Origin of the sequence: Methanosarcina sp. MTP4 (assembly GCF_000970045.1) — an archaeon.
GTDB lineage: Archaea > Halobacteriota > Methanosarcinia > Methanosarcinales > Methanosarcinaceae > MTP4.
Genome location: NZ_CP009505.1, coordinates 2,186,030 through 2,210,604 on the forward strand (window position 1 = coordinate 2,186,030; position 24,575 = coordinate 2,210,604).

The 24,575-nt window shown below is 43.9% G+C and carries 26 protein-coding genes; 18 read left to right on the plus strand and 8 right to left on the minus strand.

What is annotated here, in order from left to right:
* Nucleotides 1-223: 223 nt before the first annotated feature.
* Entirely contained in the window at nucleotides 224-1,105 is an 882-nt protein-coding gene (locus tag MSMTP_RS09185) for a pirin family protein (RefSeq protein WP_048183193.1), read from the plus strand.
* Between the two features lie 396 nt (nucleotides 1,106-1,501).
* Nucleotides 1,502-2,401: a CPBP family intramembrane glutamic endopeptidase gene (locus MSMTP_RS09190; RefSeq protein ID WP_048178741.1), complete on the plus strand. Its 900-nt coding sequence runs from the start codon at nucleotides 1,502-1,504 to the stop codon at nucleotides 2,399-2,401.
* A gap of 158 nt (nucleotides 2,402-2,559) precedes the next feature.
* On the opposite strand, the gene MSMTP_RS09195 is transcribed toward MSMTP_RS09190, so the two are convergent.
* Both MSMTP_RS09195 and MSMTP_RS09200 read right to left on the minus strand, forming a co-directional pair.
* Nucleotides 2,560-2,841 (minus strand): winged helix-turn-helix domain-containing protein, encoded by a 282-nt coding sequence (locus MSMTP_RS09195; RefSeq protein WP_048178742.1) that lies wholly within the window; start codon nucleotides 2,839-2,841, stop codon nucleotides 2,560-2,562.
* The gene (locus MSMTP_RS09200) at nucleotides 2,838-3,629 is read right to left on the minus strand and encodes a hypothetical protein (protein ID WP_156153764.1); all 792 of its coding nucleotides are present in this window, start codon (nucleotides 3,627-3,629) and stop codon (nucleotides 2,838-2,840) included. Before MSMTP_RS09200 ends, MSMTP_RS09195 begins: the two co-directional genes overlap by 4 nt.
* Nucleotides 3,630-3,885: 256 nt before the next feature.
* On the opposite strand from MSMTP_RS09200, the gene MSMTP_RS19220 reads away from it, so the two are divergent.
* The 8 genes from MSMTP_RS19220 (at nucleotide 3,886) to MSMTP_RS09240 (ending at nucleotide 10,760) form a co-directional block, all read left to right on the plus strand.
* Nucleotides 3,886-4,080 carry a hypothetical protein gene (locus tag MSMTP_RS19220; RefSeq protein WP_156153765.1) on the plus strand — a complete coding sequence of 65 codons (195 nt, stop codon included), beginning with the start codon at nucleotides 3,886-3,888 and terminating at the stop codon, nucleotides 4,078-4,080.
* A gap of 431 nt (nucleotides 4,081-4,511) precedes the next feature.
* A complete protein-coding gene (locus MSMTP_RS20370) occupies nucleotides 4,512-4,706 on the plus strand; it encodes a DUF2178 domain-containing protein (protein WP_082090566.1) in 195 nt (64 codons plus the stop codon).
* Nucleotides 4,707-4,994: 288 nt separating this feature from the next.
* Nucleotides 4,995-5,666, plus strand: coding sequence for a YIP1 family protein (locus MSMTP_RS09210; protein ID WP_048178744.1), 672 nt, complete (start codon nucleotides 4,995-4,997; stop codon nucleotides 5,664-5,666).
* 312 nt (nucleotides 5,667-5,978) lie between these two features.
* Nucleotides 5,979-6,692, plus strand: coding sequence for an ABC transporter ATP-binding protein (locus tag MSMTP_RS09215; RefSeq protein WP_048178745.1), 714 nt, complete (start codon nucleotides 5,979-5,981; stop codon nucleotides 6,690-6,692).
* Between the two features lie 120 nt (nucleotides 6,693-6,812).
* Entirely contained in the window at nucleotides 6,813-8,183 is a 1,371-nt protein-coding gene (locus tag MSMTP_RS09220) for a COG1361 S-layer family protein (RefSeq protein ID WP_048178746.1), read from the plus strand.
* Nucleotides 8,184-8,242: 59 nt separating this feature from the next.
* Complete coding sequence (locus tag MSMTP_RS09225) at nucleotides 8,243-9,532, plus strand: ABC transporter permease (RefSeq protein ID WP_048178747.1); 1,290 nt, start codon at nucleotides 8,243-8,245, stop codon at nucleotides 9,530-9,532.
* A gap of 436 nt (nucleotides 9,533-9,968) precedes the next feature.
* A complete protein-coding gene (locus MSMTP_RS09235; protein ID WP_048178749.1) occupies nucleotides 9,969-10,208 on the plus strand; it encodes a hypothetical protein in 240 nt (79 codons plus the stop codon).
* Nucleotides 10,209-10,307: 99 nt separating this feature from the next.
* On the plus strand, nucleotides 10,308-10,760 hold the full coding sequence (locus tag MSMTP_RS09240) for a hypothetical protein (protein WP_048178750.1): 453 nt from the start codon (nucleotides 10,308-10,310) through the stop codon (nucleotides 10,758-10,760).
* On the opposite strand, the gene MSMTP_RS17960 is transcribed toward MSMTP_RS09240, so the two are convergent.
* Entirely contained in the window at nucleotides 10,751-11,497 is a 747-nt protein-coding gene (locus tag MSMTP_RS17960; RefSeq protein WP_197076040.1) for a winged helix-turn-helix domain-containing protein, read from the minus strand. The genes MSMTP_RS09240 and MSMTP_RS17960 overlap by 10 nt on opposite strands.
* 395 nt (nucleotides 11,498-11,892) lie before the next feature.
* Here MSMTP_RS17960 and MSMTP_RS09250 point away from each other — a divergent pair, with 395 nt between their 5' ends.
* Genes MSMTP_RS09250 through MSMTP_RS09260 form a run of 3 tightly spaced genes read left to right on the plus strand, consistent with a single transcriptional unit; the run spans nucleotide 11,893 to nucleotide 13,239 of the window.
* A complete protein-coding gene (locus MSMTP_RS09250; protein WP_048178751.1) occupies nucleotides 11,893-12,357 on the plus strand; it encodes a hypothetical protein in 465 nt (154 codons plus the stop codon).
* A 37-nt stretch (nucleotides 12,358-12,394) separates the two neighbouring features.
* Nucleotides 12,395-12,589, plus strand: a complete 195-nt coding sequence (locus tag MSMTP_RS09255; RefSeq protein ID WP_048178752.1) for a hypothetical protein — start codon at nucleotides 12,395-12,397, stop codon at nucleotides 12,587-12,589.
* Between the two features lie 59 nt (nucleotides 12,590-12,648).
* The gene (locus MSMTP_RS09260; RefSeq protein ID WP_052718348.1) at nucleotides 12,649-13,239 is read left to right on the plus strand and encodes an isoprenylcysteine carboxylmethyltransferase family protein; all 591 of its coding nucleotides are present in this window, start codon (nucleotides 12,649-12,651) and stop codon (nucleotides 13,237-13,239) included.
* Between the two features lie 75 nt (nucleotides 13,240-13,314).
* On the opposite strand, the gene MSMTP_RS09265 is transcribed toward MSMTP_RS09260, so the two are convergent.
* On the minus strand, nucleotides 13,315-13,560 hold the full coding sequence (locus tag MSMTP_RS09265; protein WP_197076042.1) for a hypothetical protein: 246 nt from the start codon (nucleotides 13,558-13,560) through the stop codon (nucleotides 13,315-13,317).
* 868 nt (nucleotides 13,561-14,428) lie between these two features.
* Between MSMTP_RS09265 and MSMTP_RS19225 the strand changes: the two genes are divergently transcribed.
* Nucleotides 14,429-14,596 (plus strand): hypothetical protein, encoded by a 168-nt coding sequence (locus MSMTP_RS19225; RefSeq protein ID WP_156153768.1) that lies wholly within the window; start codon nucleotides 14,429-14,431, stop codon nucleotides 14,594-14,596.
* A gap of 41 nt (nucleotides 14,597-14,637) precedes the next feature.
* On the opposite strand, the gene MSMTP_RS09270 is transcribed toward MSMTP_RS19225, so the two are convergent.
* Nucleotides 14,638-15,855, minus strand: a complete 1,218-nt coding sequence (locus MSMTP_RS09270; RefSeq protein ID WP_048178754.1) for an Acg family FMN-binding oxidoreductase — start codon at nucleotides 15,853-15,855, stop codon at nucleotides 14,638-14,640.
* 187 nt (nucleotides 15,856-16,042) lie between these two features.
* Here MSMTP_RS09270 and MSMTP_RS09275 point away from each other — a divergent pair, with 187 nt between their 5' ends.
* Nucleotides 16,043-16,861: an endonuclease III domain-containing protein gene (locus tag MSMTP_RS09275; RefSeq protein WP_082090567.1), complete on the plus strand. Its 819-nt coding sequence runs from the start codon at nucleotides 16,043-16,045 to the stop codon at nucleotides 16,859-16,861.
* Nucleotides 16,862-17,713: 852 nt separating this feature from the next.
* On the opposite strand, the gene MSMTP_RS09280 is transcribed toward MSMTP_RS09275, so the two are convergent.
* Both MSMTP_RS09280 and MSMTP_RS09285 read right to left on the minus strand, forming a co-directional pair.
* Nucleotides 17,714-17,926: a hypothetical protein gene (locus tag MSMTP_RS09280; RefSeq protein ID WP_048178755.1), complete on the minus strand. Its 213-nt coding sequence runs from the start codon at nucleotides 17,924-17,926 to the stop codon at nucleotides 17,714-17,716.
* Nucleotides 17,927-18,423: 497 nt separating this feature from the next.
* The gene (locus tag MSMTP_RS09285; RefSeq protein ID WP_048178756.1) at nucleotides 18,424-18,921 is read right to left on the minus strand and encodes a rubrerythrin family protein; all 498 of its coding nucleotides are present in this window, start codon (nucleotides 18,919-18,921) and stop codon (nucleotides 18,424-18,426) included.
* 422 nt (nucleotides 18,922-19,343) lie between these two features.
* Here MSMTP_RS09285 and MSMTP_RS09290 point away from each other — a divergent pair, with 422 nt between their 5' ends.
* The 3 genes from MSMTP_RS09290 (at nucleotide 19,344) to MSMTP_RS09295 (ending at nucleotide 22,904) form a co-directional block, all read left to right on the plus strand.
* Nucleotides 19,344-21,299: a histidine kinase dimerization/phosphoacceptor domain -containing protein gene (locus MSMTP_RS09290; RefSeq protein ID WP_048178757.1), complete on the plus strand. Its 1,956-nt coding sequence runs from the start codon at nucleotides 19,344-19,346 to the stop codon at nucleotides 21,297-21,299.
* A gap of 337 nt (nucleotides 21,300-21,636) precedes the next feature.
* Nucleotides 21,637-21,792 (plus strand): hypothetical protein, encoded by a 156-nt coding sequence (locus MSMTP_RS19230; protein ID WP_156153769.1) that lies wholly within the window; start codon nucleotides 21,637-21,639, stop codon nucleotides 21,790-21,792.
* 173 nt (nucleotides 21,793-21,965) lie between these two features.
* Entirely contained in the window at nucleotides 21,966-22,904 is a 939-nt protein-coding gene (locus tag MSMTP_RS09295) for a toast rack family protein (RefSeq protein WP_048178758.1), read from the plus strand.
* Nucleotides 22,905-23,153: 249 nt separating this feature from the next.
* Here MSMTP_RS09295 and MSMTP_RS09300 read toward each other — a convergent pair whose 3' ends face one another.
* A complete protein-coding gene (locus MSMTP_RS09300) occupies nucleotides 23,154-23,504 on the minus strand; it encodes a DUF2173 family protein (protein ID WP_048178759.1) in 351 nt (116 codons plus the stop codon).
* Between the last annotated feature and the right edge of the window lie 1,071 nt (nucleotides 23,505-24,575).

Below are 24,575 nucleotides of genomic sequence, written 5' to 3' on the forward strand. Positions count from 1 at the left end.
ACCAGCAGAGTTGCACCAGCAGAGTTGCGATGAAATCGCAACAGTACGCTGTCCGTTTCGCTTCGCTCAAGCGGACTTATGGACGTATTTATTGATTTACAACATAAGCGGACGTATTTATTGATTTACAACATTTTTGAATAACATTTTCGAACAACATTTCCGAACCACTTTCTACAGAGGGGGAATTAGATTGGGTAAGGTCAGGAAAATTAAGAAAATCATGAAAAGTATGCCAACTATTGAGGGTGCGGGAGTTCATTTAAAGCGGGCTTTCGGGTTCCACCAGGTCCCGGAACTTGATCCGTTTCTGCTTCTGGATGATTTCCATTCGGAGTACCCGGAAGAATATATTATGGGTTTTCCCTGGCACCCGCACCGGGGAATCGAGACTATTACCTATGTCCTGCACGGGGAGGTCGATCACGGGGACAGCATGGGGAACAGCGGCGTGATTGAGGCAGGAGACGTGCAGTGGATGACTGCCGGGAGCGGGATTGTCCACCAGGAGATGCCAAAAGGGGAGAAAAGCGGGCTTATGTGGGGTTTCCAGCTCTGGGCAAACCTTCCTGCTTCCCATAAAATGATGGACCCACGCTACCAGGAGATCAAAAGCAGCCAGATTCCCGAGCTTTTCCTGGAAAAAGGCATAAAGATGAGAATTATCTGCGGGGCTATAAATGGGGTTGAAGGGCCGGTTAAGGGAATCGTAACCGATCCTGTATATGTGGACGTGACAGTTCCGAGGTATGCAACATTCACCCACATGGCCATCCCGGGTTATACCATGTTCGCGTACGTGATAGACGGAGCGGGGTATTTCGATGAGGAACGGGACCCTTATGCCTTCGAGCTGGAAGGGGCAAAATACTTCGACCTCAGGCAAGACTGCCTGATCGATCAGGAAAACCTTGTCCTGTACGGGGACGGGGACTCAATAGAGGTGACAGCAGGAGAAAAAGGGGTAAGGTTCCTCCTGGTCTCTGGAAAACCTATCCGTGAGCCTGTAGCCTGGTACGGGCCGATTGTCATGAACACGCAGGAAGAGTTGAAAGTGGCATTTGAGGAATACAGAAGCGGGAGATTTATCAAACACCTGAAATAACACCTGAAATAACACCTGAAATAATAGCCAGATAATACCCAAAATAATAGCCAGATAATACCCGAATAATACTTTCCATATTTTTATATATTTTTGTTTTCCTGCGTAAGCCATGATAAAATGCGGTACCGCTCTGAAGTACGGATTATCTCCGAAATACTGCGCCGTTCTACATATGAAGGCTCGTTGGCAGCTAATTATTTGATAAGACATATATTAATAAAAGGCAGACCGTGGATGAAATGTTAAGAGTGGCCCGTTCACAAACCAGGAGCATCTTAAGCGATAGAACAGGATTTCTACGGAACCCAAAAATGAATACGAAAATTACTGTAAAAATAAATGACTGTATAAATTATAGATAACATTAACTCTTTTCCAAATCCTTAAATTTTAATGAAAAGTTGCGGGATATTTGAAAAAAAGCGTTTACAGACGTCAACCCTCTCAAGCCCATGGCTCTTCTTTATCCTTGCTTACAGCCTTTCCTGGCTCTTTGAGCTCCCGGCTGCCCTGCTGGAAATGCCGGAACATGCATATTTAAGCACGGTACTGCGCTACCTCGGCGGGCTGATGCTCCCGGTAACGGCTGTTTTTCTCGTATACCTGACCGAAGGAAAGGAAGGGCGGCGGGACTACTGGCAGAGGATAATCGATTACAAACGAATCGGGCTGAAATGGTATGCCGTTATTTTTCTCACCGTTCCTCTCCTGACCGGGCTTGCTGCATTTTCCGATTTCCTTCTCGGGGGCAGGGGAATTCAGCTTGAAGCCGCAGGCCGCTTTTTAGAGCAGCCCCTGGCAATCGTGCCTTTTGCCCTTTTCCTGCTCCTCTTCGGCCCGCTGCCCGAGGAAATCGCCTGGCGAGGGTATGCCCTAGACCGCCTGCAGTCAAACCGAAACGCCTTGAAATCAAGCCTGATCCTGGGGACAGTCTGGACATTCTGGCACATGCCCCTGTTTTTCATCGAAGGCACCTACCAGCACGGCCTGGGCCTGGGCACCCCGGGATTCTGGCTTTTCATGCTGGATAAGATCCCCCAGTCGGTTTTGATGACCTGGATCTATAACAATTCCCGGCGAAGCACGCTTTCGGCCATACTTTTCCATTTCATGGTCAATTTCACAGGAGAACTCTTTGAATTCACTGCAAGGGCGGAGATTTACTACATCCTGTTCTTGATCATTGCCGCCGCTGCGGTCACAATAATCTGGGGACCCGAAACCCTGAGCAGAAAAAATGAATCGAAATTCTTAGCCGAAACCCCGATTCGAAACCCTGATTCAAAATCCTGAATCAAAATTCTGATCCGAAACCCTGACCCTAAATCCTAACTCGAAATCTTGATCCGAAAAAATGAGCTTGCACCTTGAAACTTCGAACTGAGAGGTCGTCCCGGACAGCGACAAAGCACTGAGAAAATTAATAACGAACAATGTATCGAAAAAGCAGTTTACAACCCGAAATCCCTTAAAAAAGAGACGAAGTCCTCGTATTTTTCCAGGAACATCCGGCCTTTTTCCGTGAGGGAGTAGATCTTCCTCTTCCCTTTATAAGGTTTTAATTCGACCAGTTCTTTGGCTTCAAGCTCTCCGAGATATTCCTCAAACATCTGGTAGGAGAGATTGGACAACCTAAGAAGTTTTGTTGGACTGATGGTGCTGTCGGAGTCGCGGATAACCGTGAGGATGTCCCTTATAATTTCCAGCCGGCTTCGCTTTTGAAACGGCTTCATCCCAGAAGAATGCGACTCCACTTTTTCACTCCTTTGAGAATTATTGCATAGGCGATAAGGGTCAGGAAATCCAGGGCATAGCCCATAAGTTCATGGCTGTCTTCAATTATTATTGAAAAATTTCCCAGGAAACTCAGGGTAAAGATCAGGATCAGGCCCAGGTAGTAGGGGTGGGTAAGGGTTTTTGTCCCTTCTCCCGAACGCATGTTTGACCTGATAAGCAGCAGGATAAGCACAAAAATAAGGGCCTTGTACCCCAGGGCAAGATAATTCCCGGCAACTGCCAGGACCAGGAGATAGACTATCCCGTCCACCAGTACGAACAGCATGACGGAAAGGAAAAACAGGGTTCTGCGGGTCTTTGTCCTGACAATTCCCTCTACAAGTTTCCAGATAATGGAGGAAAGCAGGTTTACTTTGGCAAACAGGAAACTTAACCCGGTAAGGAAGAATAAAGGCAGAAGGACAACTGCCAGAAGGTACAGGGTTGCCGAGGCTGAGGATTTTGCCAGCAGGAGAGCAAGAGTCAGTGCAGCCGGGAAGAGGTTTGCAAAGCCGTAGAAAAGGAAGGCGTTTTTGAAATATTTGAGCCCCTCGTACTCCATGAAGGAATAAATCTTCGAAACCTCCCGGTAGATTTGCAGGGCCAAGGCTGCCATCAGGAAATATGTGATAAGGCTGAATACAAGCTCGGGTATGCTGGTCGATACTGCAGCTTCCGAGGCGAGATTAATGAATTCTTCATTAAAGGTCGCATTAAGCGCCCCGAGGGTCATGGGTACGTCCATTAAGCCGGAATTATATATAATTTTTGGAAAAAGTGGAGGTGAACTATATTTTTTTACTACCTTATGTATTTATACAAGTAATCCTCTTTTAGAAAACGTCTTTCATTAAGAAAATGCCTTGAAAGCTTCCCGGGGAAGGGCAGTACGGCTCAGCAGGAGTTTCGGACTATTACGGAGAAGCATGAAGAATAAAGGGGTATAGATATAAAAAATCATATAATGTTGAAAGTGTTCTTTGCAGTAGAGGAGGTATAACTTGTCTTTATTAGTTATCGGTTTGGGAAGCTTAAGTTTTATTCTTCTGTGGGCAAGCTACGATATCCTCACACAGAAAAAAAGCCTAAGCAACGTGTTGATGGGCATCTGGATGATTGCTGCGGTCATCTCAGGAATCCTGTACGCAATTGCCTTCTATCTCTTCGGGAAAGGGCAAAATAAGGCAAATTATTGAAATTAAAAAAACTATTTTTGAACTGCGCCAAACATTATAAGGCCTAATTCTTTTTCGTTGTCTCTGCTTGTCCGGTGCACCGACACCGGATTTAGTCCTCATATTTTATCAGAATTATTTAATTCAGTCATTCGGATATCCTTTTTGGTTAGCCTTACGCACTTTTTTACTCATCTTTGAACGATAGGATATACTGCGGTAAACTTCCAGAAGGTGTCAAAGGTGAATTTGGACCTAAAAAAGAGATGTGAAAAAGGGCATTCGTAGACTGTAGCTTTTTCTTTTATAATTATGTGAAGCAGAATGCCGGACCAGATAAACCGTTTACTTTGAATTGCTATATTTTTAAAACCCACAGTATGTAAATTTGTTCCGTCTAAAAGGATAGTTTTATATACAATATGTAATGTAGTTTTGACATCGTGACAAATATGAAATTAAGTGGAGAAGTAAAGGAAGACGAAAGAGATTATCGAATTTCAGAAAAAGCCAGTTTCAAAACCTTCCAGCTAATATGTATAATCCAGGGATTTCTGTATGCAACTCTTGCGATTTTGGACATTCAATTGCCCGCGAAGCCGGTAGTAGGAGCACTTTTTGCTATTACAGGAATCTCTTATACGTGAATCTTTTACTGGTACAGAAGAAATATGTAAAAGAGATTCCGTAAAAGAAGACAATAGACCTACCAAGGTTTAGTTCGAGCAGAAGTTAACAAACAAAAAATGGATTTGATAAATCGTATATCATCAACGGTTCTCGGGGAAGTGTCCATCCCCGCAGCAAGCTGCGGGGTATTCGGCTGGAATAAAACCTGGACTGGCGAAGTTAAATATAAGTACTTTAGAGATGATGTGAAATTTTAATGAAGTGTATAGCATATATTGAATAAGATTTACAATGGTGTAAAAGATATGGATAATCTAAACCTAAATAATCTAATATTCGATCCTAATTCGTTTTTCAGGGAGAAAATAGGAACTGAAGTCAGTTTTAAGTATCCTCTATTGATAATGCTTGTAATATCAATATTTGCAATAGGTTCAAGTTTTCTGGTCATGAATAAACTTAAAGAATTTTTACCTTCTGATATGGATTCATCTATATCTGCTACAGTAATGTCAATCGGTGTCATTGGGGGTATTGTTGGAGGTTTGATTGGAACGTTTTTAAATTGGTTTATACTGGCCGGAATCTTATATTCTATATCATATGTATTTGCTTCAAAGGGTTCTTTTAAGAGAACGTTAGAGTTTGTAGGCTACGGATTTGTGCCACAAATATTTAGCAGCTTCATAAGTTTGGTTGTAACGTATGTATTAGTATCTTCAGTAGATTTTTCAGCACAAGACCCACAACTTATGGCCCAGGGTATGGAACAGATGTTCTCAAATAATCCCCTATTTTATACCTCGCAAATAATTGGAATTTTATGTCTCTTACTGTCTGCATACATCTGGATATTTGCACTCTTGCATGCACGAAATATGTCATTTAAAAACGCCGCACTCACTGTCTGTATTCCAGCCGGCCTGTCTATTGTTTCCCAAATATACACTTTTCTGTTTACTACCGGAAGCCTGTAATTCTGTAGAAATAAGCTAATAGGAATGTTATATCAAATCTAAGAATTTGTAGCAAAATAGATTAGGCATATAATTTAAGAAGTTGATTTCCAATTGGTGACAATGATCTCGAAAATCAATGCATTCAATCGAACCTGTGCATAAGTTGTTCTGTGACGGGTCCTTAGATACCTTTATTTTTATTTCACCATATATTCCAATAATCTGCCTTTCTTTTTGCTTCATAGTGTAGTCTTTGCGGAAAAAATAGGGCTAAAATATATTTTTCAAATGCCTCCCATTTTTATGTAAGTGTGGGTTTAGGAGAACAATATGGAAAATACGCTGATCACCTTCAGAAACGTCTGGAAAATTTATAAGATGGGAGAAGTCGATGTCAATGCCCTGCAGGGTGTGAGTGTGGAGTTCGGGAAAGGAGAATTTGCCGCGATTATCGGACCCTCAGGGAGCGGAAAGTCCACCATGATGAACCTGGTGGGCTGCCTGGATGTCCCGTCAAAGGGAGAAATCTTCCTGAAGTCAAGGAACATCGCCCGCCTGGAGGAATCGGACCTTGCAGTTCTCAGGGGAAAAACCATAGGCTTTGTTTTCCAGCAGTACAACCTGATCCCGGGGATGACTGCGCTTGAAAACGTGCTTTTGCCCCTGGAAATCCAGGAAGTTGACGATGCAGCCGCCGAAAAGAGAGCAAAGGCGCTCCTGGACCTGGTGGGTCTTTCCGATAAAATGCAGCACAGGCCGTCCCAGCTTTCTGGAGGGCAGCAGCAGAGGGTCTCGATTGCCAGGGCTCTTGCCTGCAACCCTGAAATCATCCTTGCCGACGAGCCCACAGGGGCTCTTGACAGCGTTACTGGAAAAGAAGTACTCGAAACGCTCTACAGGCTGTGGAAGGAAAAAGGAAAAACAGTGATCATTGTCACCCACGACAGTCACCTCGCACAGTATGCCCAGAGGCACATCGAACTGAAGGACGGAAAAATAATCCGGGACAAGCCGAATCCCAACCAGCTCAAGCCCGAAATTTAAGGAAGGATGGAGATGACTCTTAAAAAAATAAAATTGTTATTCAAAATACCGACATCTAATAAGTCGAAATCCAAAATACCGATATCCAATAAAGCAACGTTCAAAGCACCGATATTCAGGATGTTTGCTGTCTTTACCGTACTGTTAATCGGCCTCTCTTTATTCAGTTCCCCGGCCTTTGCGCTGGGCGTCCAGGATAAAGGCCTGACAATCGACCTGCTCAACCAGGACCCGGACCCTGTTAAGCCCGGAGACGTCCTTGAAGTCAGGCTCTCGGTCCAGAACACGGGGTATGATGAACAGGAAAACTGCATCGTAACAATAGAACCCGATTATCCATTCAGGGCCCTCCCGGGAGAGGAACTTTCCAAAAACATCGGGACGCTGGGAAAACGCTATGAAGACGACCGCGGGAAGGTCGTAAAATTCAAACTTGGGGTCGAAAATGACGTAAATGAAGGAAAATACCCCCTCAAGGTCTACCTCTACACCGGGGGCAGCAAAAACGGGCTATCCCTTACAAAAGACCTCATAATCGACATTGACAGCGAGTCCAACGCGGAAATCGAGTTCATAAGCGTTGAGAAAATGGTGCCCGGGACAAAGACGGACCTTACTTTCGGGATCAAGAACGTGGGAAATTCTCCCCTGAAAAATGCAATGTTTTCCTGGGAATGCACGGATGACCTGATCCTGCCTGTCGGCTCAAGTAACGTCAAGCACATCAACCTGATCGACATAGGAGAGACCGCAAACGTCAGTTTTGACGTCCTTACCAACGTGAACACAAGACCCGGGCTCTACAAACTGGACATGGTCCTTACCTACGACGACATCGAAGAACTCCAGACGATTACGGAAGCAGGCACCGTGGAAAACCAGAAGCGAAAAGAGATAAAGAGCAAAGCCGGAATCTACATCGGAGGCACCACGGACTTCGACATCGCTTTTATGGAAAGAAGCCCGACCGGAGCCTACACCTTTTCGGTCTCGAACATCGGGAACAACGGCGCAAACTCGGTCAAGATTTCCGTACCCTCCCAGGCTAATTGGAGCGTCACTGACGGGTCCAATTCCGTAATCCTCGGAAACCTGCAAAAAGGAGACTACACCATTGCCGACTTCAACCTCAAGCCCGCAGAAATAGGGGAAGACCTGCCCATTAAATTCGAAATAAGCTACACTTCCAGCGACGGCATGAGGCAGGTCGAGGAAAAGGAGCTGAACCTTTATTCCTCACCTTTCACCCTCTCCTCAGAATCAAAGCAGCCCGGGGAAAATAGCAGTTCAGGCTTCTTTTCATACAAACTTTTGTTCCTGGTCCTTGCGGGAGCTGCAGCTGTCCTGGTTTACAGGAGGCAGCAGAAAAAGAATGCAGAGAAAGGGAAAACGGATGATGGGGAGATGGAAAAAAGGAATATTGACGAAGTGGATACGGAAGGAAGGAAAATAGACGAAGCAGAGATGGACAAAAAGCAGAAAGAAGAGTAATCCCGGATGAATCTGAATAAAAACCGTGTGAACCCGAAAAAACCGGAACCTGTGGTGCCATGAAACCTGCAAAGATTTTGAAAATAGCCCTGAACATGGTTAAAGCCAATAGGCTGAGAAGCTGGCTTACCATCATAGGGGTCATCATTGGCATTGCCTCGGTAATGGCCATTGTCACGACCGGAGAGTACTTCCAGGAACAGGTAACCGAAACCCTGGAGAGCCTGGGAGGAGATACGATTACAATTGTCGCCTCTTATCCCTTTGATCCCGTAGAGATGGATTTCGACGAGGCAGGCGAGCCGGCAGTATCGGAAGAGCCTCAGGAAATACAAAACCCCGAGCTTACGAAAATGGACGTGCTAACCCTCCAGCGCATCCCCTCGGTCGAATACGTCAATGTAAATGTAGAAACCGGGGTTGATATGCAATACGGGGGAGAGAAAACCTCGATCCGGGCAAAGGGCGTGGACCCGAGGGTCTGGCCTGAAATCACCAAAAAGAAAATCGGCGAGGGGAGGATGCTGAAACCCGGGGACAGGGCTGTTGTGGTCATTTCCAACGAGCTTGCAAATGAGGCCTTTGAAAGGGAAATCCGGCTCAACAAGATGGTCCTCTTAAACGGAAAGTCCTACCGGGTAGTCGGGGTCCTGGCAAAGGACGAGGGCCTCCTTGGGGGCCTGGGCGGCTTATTCGGAAGCAGCGTCTACCTGCCTTACGAAGAGGTCTACTCTTTTAGGCAGAGTGAGGAAAGCCTGTTTGAAAGGGAGAGGGACGTCTACGACTCCATAGAAGTAAAATTGCACAGTGGGGCAGACCACGAGGCTGCCCTTGAAGAAATCGAGAGCAGGCTGAGGCTTTCCCGGAGGGTGGACGAAAAGACCCAGGACTTCTATGTGAGTTCCCCGAAAGAAGCTATTGAAGGCACCCGGAAACTTATAGACGGCTTAACCGCCTTCCTTGCCTTAATTGCAGGTATTTCCCTCCTGGTAGGCTCAACAGGCATCGCCAATACCATGTTTACTTCCGTACTTGAGAAAACCAAAGAAATCGGGATTATGAAAGCCATCGGTGCAAAAAACAAGGACATCCTTTTGATCTTCCTCTGCAACGCCGCCATGATCGGGCTTGTAGGCGGCATCATAGGCATCCTCCTGGGTACAGCCGCTGTCCAGGTAATCGTGTTAATGATCTCGGTGAGAATGCAAATCCCCTTTGAGTTTGCTCTCAGTATAAAAGGGACCCTTGTAGCAACCCTCGTGTCCATTATCGTGGGGCTGATCGCAGGCCTGGTACCTGCAAAGAATGCGTCGGAACTGAAGCCTGTAGACGCTTTGAGATACGAATAAATAAGGAATGAACAAGGAACGAATAAGGTACGAGTGAATAACGTACGGATAAATCAGGAGCAAACTGAAGTTCGAAAGGATGGCCGGGCTTTAATTCTTTAGCCATGACCACGTACAACCGGAAATAGCTGCATTATGTCGTCCTTGTCCCCGGGCGACAAAGGAGCCCGGCCTTCCCAGAACAAAAATCAGAAAAGAGAGCGGAAAGGAAGAATACAAAAAGCAAAATTAACCATAAAAACGGCAAGTATGGAAACGGTAAAAATTAAAACAAAACAGAACGGCTTTGTAGAAAACCTATCTAAATCAACCCTTACAGGGTAGCTGTAATTTCCCTGTTCAGCTTTTCCCGAAATCTTTTTTCGACTTGCTTTATAGGTACCGGCGCTCTCAACGGTCGTCGAAGACGACCGGCTTTTCCATAAAGTAAATTTAAATGAGTAAAAATAGTAAGAAATTGACTGAAAATAATAGTAAGAAATTGACTGAAAATAATAGTAAGAAATTGACTGAAAATAATAGTAAGAAAGTGACTGAAAATAATAGTAAGAAAGTGACTGAAAATAATAGTAAGAAAGTGACTGAAAATAATAGTAAGAAAGTGACTGAAAATAATAGTAAGAAAGTGACTGAAAATATCTGGATACTAAAATATCAGAATATCGACGTGAAGTGAGTTGAATAAAAGTAAAAACCAATAATTGCAGTGTATTTTGCAATCGCTTTTTTCAGCAATTTCGGGATGATCCGCTTGCTTCGCAAGCGGTGAGGGCCCTTGTTACCGATATTTAAAAAGAAAATTCCTGGAACTGGAATCATTAGTAAACCTGGTAACAAAAAACAGGGCCATTTCAAGCTATATACAGTATTTCTACAGAGCCACAGAAACAAACAGAAACAAACGGCAACAAACAGAAACAAACAGAAACAAACAGAAACAAACAGAAACAAACAGAAACAGATACAATCTGTAAATGTTCTTTCTAATATCTCTTTTTTGCTTCTTTTTGAAAGGGCCGCCAGGCAAGCTGGCGGAGGCACTTTTATTCAATCAAATCGAAAACCGGCTTCAGGGACAGGTAAAACATTTTCTCCGACCAGAAAGGTATTTCTGAAACTTATTAAATCCAGGAACATAAAGCTTTTTAGGGCCGGAAATAACATCAAAAAATTGATAGGTGGGCATCAAAAAATTGAATCAAAAAATTGGAAATCTGATTACGGGTGATACTTGCTCGATCTTCTCCAGTAGTACTCGAACAATTCCCTGCACCAATCCTTAAACCCGGAGTCGGAACCGATAAGGACGCAGTCCCGGTCGATCTTTCCGTCCTGTCCCGGCAGGCCAAGAAAGGCGTAATGGTCGTTTACGTTCAGGGCGATTCTGATTTCTTCCAGGGTCCTGAATTCAATTCCGGACCTGACTTTTTCGCCCACGGAGCGCAAAACATTAGTTAAAAATTCTTCCGGATATACGCTCCTGAATTCCACTCCGGCGTCAAGTTTCTGTTCGATTTTTGGAAGGAAGCACCTGGGGAAGTTATCCGAGAGGTACCAGGAATACTCTCCTATTCCGTCGAAAAGGGAGTCCACATTTTCCATGACCTCAAAGACTCCGGTAACCACTTTTCCTCCCGAGAGCATGTCCACCCGCCTGAGAAGCTCTGGAGGGATAGGGGAAACGTCGTGGGTCAGGAAGTAAGAAGAGTTCAGGGCGATGAATTCGAGGTTAGGTGCGGAAGCCATGACAAGGTTCCCGAAGGGTGTAAGGGAGTAAAAGCCGTCAGGCCTTTTTTCCAGCAGGGCTGCATCAATGAGCCTGTTCAACTGCCTGGAAGTCTCTGGAGAGGTGATCTTCAGATGCTCCGAGATAGCCGTGAATTTCAGCGGTTTCTCACCAAGGGCTTTGAGGATGCCCAGCCTTACTTCCGAACCCAGTTCGGAAAAGAGTTCATAAGCTTTCATATGTTCCCCGGGAAAAGGATTTTTTAATTTGCACATTCAGATGACAGCTTCCTACCCATTCCCATATTTGCATGCAGTTTGTAAGTATCCCAGCCTTTTTCAAATTTGCATGCAACTTGCAGGTTTTCCAACCATCTTACAGATTTACCTGTTGCATCCGGCTTTTCTAATTAACTTGCAGCTTTGTTTACTTTCTAACACAATTCCTACTAACTTAAGATTTTCCCCAGATTTGTTTCAAATAATTCCTGTACGTATTTTCTTTTAGTGGTTTGAAATAACCGGGCGAGAATCCGAACGTGAATTTGCATTTTCCATTGCCATCATGCGGATGAACATGCTAAAGAACCTTAAAATCGGAAAAGGAACAGAAAAAAGGAAACTTGAGGCTTAATATGAATAACCTTACAAAAGTGCTCATAGCTATCTTTCTAATAATAATCGCCGCCGGAATAATCCTGGCTGGCATTAATTTCTACGCTGTGGACGAATACCTTGACGACGGATATGCCGAGCAGGAAGTAACCGTTTGGGGGAACGATTCTCTCGATGCGTTCGTGAGCGAATCCGAAAACTATGAAGAACACTTCGTATTCAGCTATATCCCGAGAGACCCGAATGCAACCCTTGACTGTTACATGATTTACGAATTCAAACAGGATGGAATCACTCTGGAAAGTGCAGATAAAAAACTTTACGAAGGAGTTACGGCATCAGACCCCATAGTGCTTGAATTCCCGAGAGTTGAGGACTCCACATACGAACTGGACGTCACGATAGAAGATACCTACGGAGTTATCCTGCACAAAAGCGGAATGAAAGTATATCCCCAGAAAGAAGGAAACGAAAGTGAAGTTTGAGTAAAAGAAAAGATAGTCGAAAAGAAGGTGAAAACTGATGAGAGAACAGAAAATAAGGGATCATAGGACAGGTAAATGGTTCGGACTTTTAGTACTGGTCGTAGGTGTGCTCTACTTGCTCAGCGACCTGGCAAAGACTTTCGAAGCAGGGATAAGCGGCTGGACGACATTCTTCCTGCTTGCCGGGCTCTGGTTGATTTCAAGAAGGCCGGAAAAACTCCTGGAACAGTAAGCAGCGGGACTTAAGTTCCCGCTCATTCCCACAGAATGAACCTGCAAGGAGGGAGAAATATGGAAACAAGAATGAAGACGAAAATGAAGACAAAAGAAATGGCAGAAGGGAAGATAGAAGAGAAAACAGGATCGAGGACAGCAGGATCAAGGACAGAGGTGAAGACGGAAAAAAAGACAAAAATCTTACCCCCAACAATCTTCTGGCTCCTTGTCCTGGCTTCTGCAGGAACCTCCCTGTCAACCCGTTTTATTTACCCGGAAGGACAGCTAGCAGCCTCTCTTCCATATTCGGAAAACTTTGGGATAATCGCCGGAGGCCTGCTGATCGCCGCTGGTATCTCGTTAAACATCTGGACCGATCTGATCTTTAAAAAAGAAGCGACAACTGTCAAACCTCACGAAGAGCCTTCAAAGCTCATAACTGCCGGGCCTTTCCGGATCAGCCGCCACCCAATGTACCTCGGGATGACTCTGATACTCTTCGGGCTGCCCCTGATTTTTTCGGGTCCCGCAACAGCATTCGTCTTTCCGGTAGCTTTTGCAATGGCAATGGAACTGTTATTCATCCCCTTTGAAGAAGCAAACTGCGAGAAAATTTTCAAAAATAGTTATATTGATTATAAAAAAGATGTCAGGAGGTGGATTTAATTCCATGCTAATTTTAGAACAGGGTTAATAACAGTTTAGAATAAGATAATAAGAAGCTAGTGCAGGTTAACAAATTTAAATTAACCTGACTGTCCATTCCTCACTTTCAACTGTCATGACCATTGCCATTTTTTTGCGCAGGCCCTGAAATGAAAAGCTGTCCTCATAATGAGCAAGCCGTATCCGGGTCGTTTCCGGAGCATTTTCAGAATCATTGTCCGTGCTCTGATCCACAGACCTTGTGGACTCACTTATAATGTCTTTTTGATAAGATACCGCAGTACCCGAAGAAATATGGACTGCCATCAAAAGTGAAAACATTATTAAAAAACAGCATAAACTGAAGACAATTGTGCTGAACCTTCCTTTCATCTTACCACCCTCATTTAACCCCATTTATTATTATCCTTGTAATTATATTTATGTGATTATTATTATATAAATATTATCATAAAAAGAGAAATATTAACACATTAGGGACATAAATGATGAATAAATATACAAAAACGACACAATAGAAGAACTAAGATGTAAAAATCGTACGAATAAAAGTGGGATAGCAGGGGAAAGAAATTGGCAATGAAAAGACAGAAAGAAAAGGGTATTCAGGCTCTCTAGAATGATGTAATATCGATTGAAATGGCCCTGGTTTTTGTGACAGGATTTAATGCTGAGTCCAATTCTGGGAATTTCCTTCCTGAAATCGAGTGCAAGAGCCCTCACCGCTTGCATAAGCAAGCGGCCTTTCCAAAAATATTGAAAAACAGCGATTATAAAATCAAATTGCCAGTGGAACCCTTTACTTTTATTCAACTCACTTCACGTCAATATTCGAACTATAGTCAATAACCCAAATTTTTTCATAAATCTCAAGTGACAATTTAACCACAGAAAGCACAGAAAGCACGGAAAACACGGAAAACACGGAATAAAGGAAATAGGGCACAGCCCTCAGTGCTTTCCGTGTCTTCCGTGGTTTAAAGTAAGTGTAAATATTTACGTTCAGGACCATAGTTGTATCGTGTCGTTATTTATATTTAATTTTTAAATTTCCGAAATAACTTGCATTGATTGAAAATTTCTATCTGTTTTTGCTTTTTTTCATTTACTTTCTTCTTTTTCCTAATTTTTATTCTGGAAATGCCGGCCGCCTTCGGCGCCCGGGACAAGAACGACACGATATACTAATATGGTTGTATGGGATACAATCAAGGATTCAGAGCCAACCATTATTTTTATTCTTACTCGAGAACATCAAATGAATAGGCAGGACGACAAAGAAAGGACGACCAGGAAAAAAGGAAGAAAAATAAAAGAAAAAGAAGAAATGAGAAAGAGAAAAAGAAGAAGGAATTGAAAAACCCGCAAAAGCAGATTCATTCTTCTATTAAATCATATTTACTCTTCTATTATATCCATCACATCAAGGCGCATTGTTGGAGGAACTTCTTTTTCCGGCACCCCGATTCTTACAAGCATCTGGACGGTTTCCCCTTCTTCTGCGTATTCTTCGTGGATTTCCTTATACATTCCAGCCATTTCCGGATACTCTTCAGTGGCCTGGCTCAGGGGCTGCATGGCATATCCCATGTCCGAGGCTGTTAGCAGGAAGCGGCTGTAGAGGATACCGGATTCAACCTGGACCGTTCGGCTGTTGCCCTCCGTGATTATCAGAGCGTATGCAGGGGTATTTTCCACGGCAGTTTTGGTCTGGCTGAGGAAGGAGTCCCTTGAGGCTTCAGGGCTGTTCATGGAGGGGAAAAGGGATAAGAGTCCCTGAAGTACATGGACTTTGAGGGGAGAAAGCCCCTGGCCTTCCATGGTAAAACCGTAGCGGAACTTGTTCTTCTCCCATTCGTTGGGCCTGAACAATTCGGAGCCTTCCTCCTGGACGCCGGAATTACCAGCTTCAACCTCTGCCGCCCGAAGGGCGATGTCTCCAAGCTTTTCAACGTCCTCTGCTTCCTGGAAAACGACTATGGTAACGTTTTCCGTGCTCAGGGCCTCGAGCTTCTCAATGTCTTCCTGCTGCAGCTTTGTTTCCCTGTACGAGACCCTGTAAGTGTCCGGGAGAAACATCACGGGATAAAGAGGTGAAATGTAGCCTCCGGTTTCACGGCTTTCCCGAACTTCCTCCGGAGCATCCCCGGAAGCTTCTTTCAGGCTCACCCTGGCAACAGGTTTGCTGTCTAAATTTTCAGGAGAGCCTTCGAGCCCGTATTCCCCTTCAGGGAAAAGCTCGATTTCAGCTTCGTACCCAAGCTCTTCAGCCGCGATCCTTACATATTCAAGGAAAGTTCCCTGGCTGACGGTCGCCTGCCTGCCCGGAGGATCGGCTTTCGGGCTCAGCCTGTCCGTATCCACATACAGGAGAAAACTGTCTTCACCTTCCAGAACCACTCTCCAGGACTGGAGGTTGTGGGAATTCGGGGAAAGCACCCCGTGGGCAAGCACCTGAACCCTCGGGTCCTCAAACTGCTCATGATAGTCTTCAGCCCAGGGCTCAAGGTATTGTTTATGAAGGAAGGTACCGTCTACTATGACCAGCGCAAAGATGCCGATCACCAGAATACCTGCAAATGCAATTACCGCATTCTGCCAGGTGATTATCGCCAATTCATTGCCTCCTGAAACTAACCCTTTTTTCTGTGATAATTCCGCTCTCTATAACAATTTCAATAACAATTTCGATAACAATTTCGCATTGATGACGTAAATAACTATTCAAAAAAGCTAAACACTATTCCCGAACCATAATATTGAACTGCATAACTGAAGTATAGTATTTTCCGGGGTTCTAGATATGAAAGAGAAAATCCAGAAAAATAGCTGTCAGAAAAGCAATTCAAGCATTCAGGAAGATAGCTCCCGAGACCCTGTCATCAAAAAAATTTACGATTACCTGCTGGACGTATACGGCCCTCAGGGCTGGTGGCCCCTGACAGAACTCCACGTAAATGGCGGGTCCAATCCCACAAAAACCGGTTCCGTGCAGGGATACCACCCGGGTGATTACACTTACCCCCGGAACCGTACGCAGCAGTTCGAAATAATCTGCGGAGCCCTGCTTACCCAGAACACAAGCTGGCCCCAGGTCGAAACCGCCCTTCTCAACCTCAAAAAGCTAAAAGCCCTCTCTCCCGAAGGAATCCTTGCTCTTGATCCCGAAACCTTAAAAGAAGCCATCAGACCCGCAGGCTACTATAACCAGAAGGCCGGCCGCCTCAAAGCCCTTGCCGAATGGTTTTCAGACCTGCAGGAAAAAACCCCGGAAAGATCCCCGGAAAGATCCACTGAGATAATCCAGGGAATTCCATCCCGGGAAGAGCTCCTCTGCCTGAAAGGCGTAGGACCCGAAACCGCTGATTCGATTCTTCTCTATGCTTTTAAGCGACCCTCCTTTGTCGTTGACGCCTACACCAGAAGAATAACGGCTAACCTGGGTCTGGCCGGGGAAAAGGCAAAATACGACGAAATTAAGGCCCTCTTTGAAGAAAACCTTCCTGAGGATACGGTCCTATATCAGGAATACCACGCCATGCTCGTGGAACATGCAAAGCGGCATTATAAGAAGAAGGGAGCTTACGGAGAATGTCCACTTCTGAAGATTGTCGGGGATTAAATGGTGTTAGAGTAAAATCAACCATAAAAGATAGCGTAAACTAACTGTTAACTCCTGGAACTGGCATTGCATTTAAAGGCATTTTAATGAACCATAATCCCAGCACGACCAATAGTAAACCAGCAATAGTCCCTATAAATCTCAGCATAAAAGATGATACGGTTCATTGCGCATAAATTTTGTTATTATGACATAATATATGAGGTTGGTCTGCTAAAATAAGAACTAGCAACAAAACCAGTAACTACGAAACCCCGGCAGAAAAAGGAAAAGGTTTCTATAAATATTGAACACTTTTGAGAATGTCATTTAAGTTAAGGAAGCGTGCCTTATCCGACAAGAAGTCAACAACCAGCCTTAAAAAAAGCCGGGTAAGAGAGGTTTCAAGCCGCTGGCTATCTTAAGGGCAGGGAATTGTATTCAGAAACAACCTGGTAAACCCAAGGCACAGCCCTACCAAAAGTAAACCGGCAAGAGCTTTGATGAATTTTAACATAAAATGAGTAAGGAAACATACATAGATAAATTTTCTTATTATGATATATTTAATTAAGTATATTTAGCAAGAAATATTGCAGTTCCAAAACCATAAAATCCGGGTAGAAAAAGCTCTGAATTTTGGGATCAAAACAGTAATGAGTTCACGTGGATAATTGCTCATTGCAGCTTTTCTGCAACCTGAAGATGGGATACAAAAAGGTGTGGGGGAGAGAAAGCAATTTCTCGTCTCTAATCAATGTTACGGAATGCACAGAAAAAATCAGGCAATTCCTGTAAACAATTTGTTCATCAAGCGATTCTTTTCGTCAAGTGATTCTATTTATCAAGCGGTTCACTTATGTCGCAATTTCCTTAGCCGAGTTTTACTCTGTAGCTGTCGGAGAGTTCTGTCTCAAGGACCCCTTCATGGACCATCTTCTCAATCTCGTTTTCAACCTGACCGTAGGTAAACGGGTGGTCATGCGAAATTGCTGAAATCAGATCCGGGCTTGGGCAGGACCTTGTCGGAAATGCTTCCCTGAACATTGCTACATTTTCTATAATTAAATTTCTGAGTTTTTCCATTTTGTTATCACCTTCTTTTATAGTCATTTCTTTAATTATATATTGATTTCTCTACAATTATATAATGCACGACCTCACATATATAGATTGTCCAAATAAACTATATAGTGAATGAATTTATAGGTATTTTGGATTCGGAGAAGGAAAAAATATTCACCTATAACCCGTCCATTGGTTTTTTCGTCCCAAAAATGAAGCAGAAAAACAAAGCAAAAAAGAGAAGTAGAAAAGTGAAGCAGAAAAATGAAAAAACAAAATGAGAAAAATCAGGGCAGGGTTCTCTTCAACTGCATATTTCGAACCCCTGCCAATATGGGGCAATAATGTTTGACTATTGAACATTTTATTGACCTTATATCAACAAAATGGCTTTTTAGTATAGTATAGTGGCACAAGAGTGCCAGGGTTCGAAATGTGCATTCAACAGCATGAAACAGGAAGAAATTCCAGAAAATTAAAGTTCCCTGTAAAAAGTTGAAGAGACCCGGAAATCCGGGTTATTCTACTTTTTCAAACTCGGATGCTGGCGCTCCACAGATAGGGCACTTTCCGGAAGGTTCATTTTCCACGGTATTTCCGCAGACCTTGCAGACGTAGTAATCGACTTCCTCATTGTTCCCCAGGTTCTCAAGAGCTTTTTTGTAGAGCTCTGCGTGGATCTGCTCTACCTGGTTTGCCAGGTTAAAGCTCCAGGCAGCATCTTTGTTCCCTTCTTTTTTTGCTTCCTCGATGTAGGCAGGATACATCTCATTGAATTCGAAAGTTTCACCCTCAATCGCCCATTTCAGGTTTTCCCCGGTACTTTTGATTTCCCCCAGGACTCCAAGGTGGTTGTGGGCGTGTACCGTTTCCGCAGCAGCCGCGGCCCTGAAAAGTTTGGCGACCTGTATTAAACCTTCTTCATCGGCTTTCTTTGCAAAAGCCAGGTATTTCCTGTTTGCCATGGACTCCCCGGCAAAGGCTTCCTTCAAGTTGTCGATCGTGCTCGTATTCATACCCTCCGGATTCTGTTAGTTACATTGCATATATGGTTATCATTCTATTATGTAATTTTGGATATGGACAGTAGTTCCGAAAATTATAAAAGCATAAAAGAAACACACATTTAGAGAGGTTGGGGAAGATATCTTATTAAGATCCCTCATATAAAATTATAATTGTGAAAATATATATAACGTGAGCAAGAATACGGAACCAGCCAGTAAATTCAAAAAACATTTCTTCAAACTTATTCTGCACACAATATGCACATAATATGCACGCACAATAGTACCGGGTTATGGGAAATTATTGCTTATCGGACTGCAAAAGATAAGGTATTCCGGGTTAGGGTAGAAGACACGAATCACAATATTTACGTGATTGAGACGACTTTAAAGGGGTTGTCAGCCTGAAGAGGGAAAATACGAGAACGATAATGGAGCAGTTTCCATCGAAAAACCCGAACCCTGTGCTCCGCGCTGGAAAGGTCGGAAGGCTCATTTACGCAAACATGGCAAGTGACCCCCTGCTGCACGAGTGGGGAGTTGGGGTAGGGGAAGAACTGCCGTCCTCTATCGGAAACGTGGTGCGGGAAGTAATTTCCAGGAATTGCCCGAAAAAATTGGAAGTTAAAGCCGGAGAAAGGGTATACCTTGTCGCTTTCCACCCCCTGAATGGAGACGAATACGTAAACATTTACGGATTCGACATCAGCGGTCAGAAAGAAATGCAGGAAAAGCTCCGCATAAAAGAAAAACAGCATGATGTGCTCCATAAAATGGGAAGGATGGCCCTTACCTGCGGAAGGCTCCAGGGCTTCATGGACGAAAGTGTAAAGCTGGTTGCCCGGACCCTTGAACTCGAATACTGCAAGGTTCTGGAACTCCTTCCGGATGGGGACTTCCTGCTCAGGGCCGGGTTCGGCTGGAAGTCCGGGATCGTGGGAAAAGCCATAGTCGAAGGGAAAAAAGAGTCTCAGGCAGGGTATACTTTGTATTCGAACGGCCCCGTGATGGTAGAAGATATTTGGGAGGAAAAACGCTTCAAACCCCCAGAAATCCTGAAAGAACACGGGGTGGCCAGCGGGATCAGTGTCATCATAGGCAGTCTGGGAAAACCCTTCGGAGTGCTGGGTGCCCACAGCAGGAAAAAAAGGAAGTTTACCGAAGAAGACGCCTATTTCCTCAGTTCGGTGGCTTTTTTGCTCGCGGAAAATATAGAGCGCATGCGTGCAGAAGAAGAACTGAAGCAGCACCGGGAGCACCTGGAAGAACTTGTAAGGGAAAGGACTTCCGAACTTACAAAAACAAACGAAATACTCTTCAGGGAAATTTCCGGGCGCAAACAGGTTGAAAAAGCTCTTCAAAATAACGTAAATTTCCTGGAAGCGTTTCTTGATGCAATCCCTGCTCCCGTATTTTACAGGAATCTGGACTACATCTACCAGGGCTGCAATGAGATGTTTGCCGGCTACGTTCTGGGCCTTCCGAAAAATAAAGTTATAGGACACTCAATGTATGATTTCAAGAAAGAGTTCTCAGAGGAAATGGTCCGGATCTCCGAACGTTTTGACCAGCTACTGCTAAAAGAGGGCAAAAGTCTGCCCCATGAAATAAGAATAAGATGTGCCGAAGACGGCAAAGTAAGGGACTTTATTGCCCACAAGGCCACCTACAGCAATGTTGCCGGGGAAATAATTGGAATAGTAGGTGTGCTGCTCGACATCACCGAACGAAAAAAGGCGGAAGAAGCCCTCCTGAAAACCGAGAAAATCCGCAAAAAAGAAATCCACCACAGGATTAAAAATAACCTCCAGGTGATCTCTTCCCTGCTCAGCCTTCAGGCCGAACATTTTGAGGACAGGAAAGTTATTGAAGCCTTCCGGGACAGCCAGAACCGCGTGGTTTCAATGTCCCTGATCCACGAAGAACTCTACAAAACAGAGGAAAACAGGGACGTGGAAACCCTTGATTTTACGGCATATCTCCGGAAACTGGCAACTGACCTTCTCAGGTCTTACAAAGTGGGGGATGAAAACATCCATTTAAAGCTGGACCTGGAGAATGTTTCCCTTGGGATGGATACCGCAATTCCCCTCGGGATCATTGTCAATGAACTTGTTTCCAACTCCTTAAAGCACGCTTTTCCCGACGGAAGAAGCGGGGAAATCCGGGTCAAACTCCAGAGGGCAGAAACTAACCATGACCACCAATTTACGCTTATCGTTTCTGACGACGGTGTGGGCCTGCCTGAAGCTTTCGATTTCAGGGATACCGCATCCCTGGGCCTCCAGCTAGTAAACACCCTCGTAGAGCAAATAGAAGGCAGTATCGAGCTTGAAAGGGGAACAGGAACGAAATTCAAGATCGGATTCGGGGAAACCAGCTTATAAGGTATAAGGAAATGACCTGAACGTCAGGCAAAAAGGAATTGTTTTACTTTAGTTAAGCATAATTTCATTCCTGAACCCCTTTTCTGTAAGTCCGGATCAAATTTTATAGATCTGGATCAAATCCGGCATCTTATCGTATATTAGGCCCGAAACGACACAGTTCTTCGTAAAAGATACACTTCTTCGTTTTTGATTTCAAACCGTCCCTTTTCTACTTCCATTGATCTACCTCAAATTTTTCCGGATAAAACATTGATTAGGGTTATAATATATATTAACGTGATAATATATATTCAATTACATAAAATATCCGGACAACGAATAGAGGAGGAGACAAATGGATACCGGGAAAGTTATCGTCGGGGCGATACTGCTGATCATAGCGATATGGGTTTTTCTGACAATGTCGGATTTTACAGCCAGATTTGTTGGTGGAGGAGTCCTTGGTATCCTGGGACTGGTCCTTTTAATCCAGGGGTCAAAAAAGCAGTAAAATGAGACATTTTCAAAAACGAAATTGCATGAAGAATAAAGGGTTAGGAATCATAATTAGTTAGAGAAACATAAAGGGTCCGGGGAACATAATGATTTGAATTTGAAGGTCATAGAGAATTCAAGGAACATGATGAATTGTGGAACATAATGGGTTACGGAAGAGGATAAGGAATGAGGAAACGAGATTCAGGGAAGGCATCCCGGGTTATTTTGATTTTTAGCTTGACGGCACTCATGGCGGTACTGCTGCTGGGTTGCGGCTGCATGGAGGCAGGAGAACTGCAGGTTGAGTCCCGGACGGTTGGACTTGACGGCGCTGAAGCTGCAGATGTAGAACTCGAGATGGTAAACGGAGATATGAAGATCAGCGGAGGTTCGGATGAACTGCTGGATGCAGAATTCAGGTACAATGTAGCGGAATGGAAACCTGAAATCGAGTACGGTGTCCGGGATAGGCAGGGAGAACTCAGTGTACGGCAGCCAGAGGCACGCGAAGGTGGGAGCGGAGCCCGGAACGAGTGGGACCTGCTCCTTAACGAGGAACTGCCAATGGTTCTGAAGGCGGAGCTTGAGAACGGAAATTCTGTCCTTTCCCTAAACAGTTCTTCGCTGGAAACACTTGAGCTCAGCGTCAGAAACGGGAATATGGAAGCAGAAATAGCAGGAAACCAGCCGCTGCTGGAAGAGCTGGAGCTTACAAACTCCAATGGGAATGTCGTGCTCGGTCTGCCTGGAAACTACCCTTCTTTGACTTCATTAACGATAGAGTCCGTAAACGGGAACATCGATGCAAAACTTGCCGGCAGTTATGCTTCCCTGAACAACATGGAGATGAAGCTGAACAGCGGTTCCATCATTGCTGACCTTTCCGGGGACTGGAGCAGCAATGCCGGTATAGAAGTGTCCGTAAACACCGGGGATATCACCCTAACGCTTCCCCGTGACATCGGAGTTTACGTTGATGCTGTTACCCCGGCTCGTGTCGAAGCCGACGGTTTTAGCAGGGAAGGAAGCGATTATGTCAACGATGCCTATGGAGAATCGGACGTGACTTTGAAGATCAAAGCTTCTTCGAACGCAGGGGCAATTAAATTGCTTCTGGCTGATTGAGTAGAAGAAGCTTTTTATTATTGAGGCCCTGCGTAGCTGAGCTACAAAATCAAGCTCATTAAACGTTTCAGTCAAAGTTATGCCTTAGAAGGTTGAAGGTTTAATGCTATTGATTTCCAGTTCAACCACGTAAGCCCCATATATTTCTCCGCACCTGGCATCTTCCGTAACCTTAAGGGCAGATCTGCCTGAAAAGGACTAGCTCAGGGCTAGCTAATCAGGCTATTTACGAGCATGCTATTAAAGGTGTTAACACATTCCGAGAGCCTTGAGGAGCTTCTCTATATCGGCCTTTGAGCTTTCGACAAAGACTCCCCGTGTGCCCGAGATCATAACGGTCCATTCGCCGCCGCTGTACATCCAGTTATGCTGAGGTACCCAGTTCATCTTAAAGAGCTCCGTGTAGGCACTGGCAAGAGCATCGAACGTCATGTTCACGGTTCCGCAGAACTTGGCGGTCATCCGGGCCATCGCTTCAGGCATATCGGTTTTGGCTTTGTAATCCACGAGCTTTCCTTCGGGACTGAAAATCCCGGCTGCCATTACGCCATCAAATTTGAGAAGTTCATCTAACGATAGGTTGCATTCTTTTCGGTTCATACATTTCTCCCCAACTAAATTTAGTATATGCAGATAAACTACCCGCGAACTAAAGTTCACGCTTCCTAATTCATGCTTTAACTACTGTTCACAGGTCCACAGGCTCATCTCCATATTCCACATTTGCATAAAATGGTTCCGTAAAATAATGGTTTCTATGAGCCTGATTTTCATATAAAGTAATAAAAATGATTTGTGCAATATTATATAAATATATCAAATTAAAAGAAGGAAATTGAAAACTTAAAAATCAAACATCTTCCATGCACCTGACCTTCCGCAGAAGTCCACAAAAATGCCATCTATTTTCTCAATATGGTTATGAAATAAAAACCAACTCGCAATAATACAAAGAATATCGGACAAATCGGTAAATGAATGATACATTTGTGTACATCTGCGGAAAGTGAGATGCACTGAAAATCTACAAAATCTTTCCTGAAAGTCAAAAGTAGAAGCATTCATACAGAAATCCTTAATGGAGAAACTGTCGTTTTTTTGGCAAGACCCACAGATGCAGTCTGTAAAGTATGAAGTTTTGAAAACTAAAAATAAGCCGGAAGCTCCGTCAAGTTGAAACAAACAGGAAAAACTGATAATCTGAAGGAATTATGGTAAAGGAAAAACTGATAATCTGAAGGAATTATGGTAAGGAATTGCATTCTAAAACTAAAAGGATTTAACCAAGAATCAATGTACTGAAAAACCCTTAAAGGGCGATCCATAAGGCCTGGTCCCAATTTAACGTAGTTTTAATGCATTTTAGTTCTGTACTCATTAGTCCTTACTCAATTATTTACTACTTATTTGATTTAGTTACTTATTCAAGTTAATTTACTTACTCAATTTACTTACTTAATTTACTTACTTAATTTACTTACTTAATTTACTTACTTAATTTACTTACTTAATTTACTTACTTAATTTACTTACTTAATTTACTTACTTAATTTACTTACTTAATTTACTTACTCACTTAAAGTCCAATTTAATGTAGTTTCGTTCTGTACTCAGTTAGTTAATGCTTATTTAAGTCCTTACTCAGTTAAGTTACTACTTACTCAAGTTACT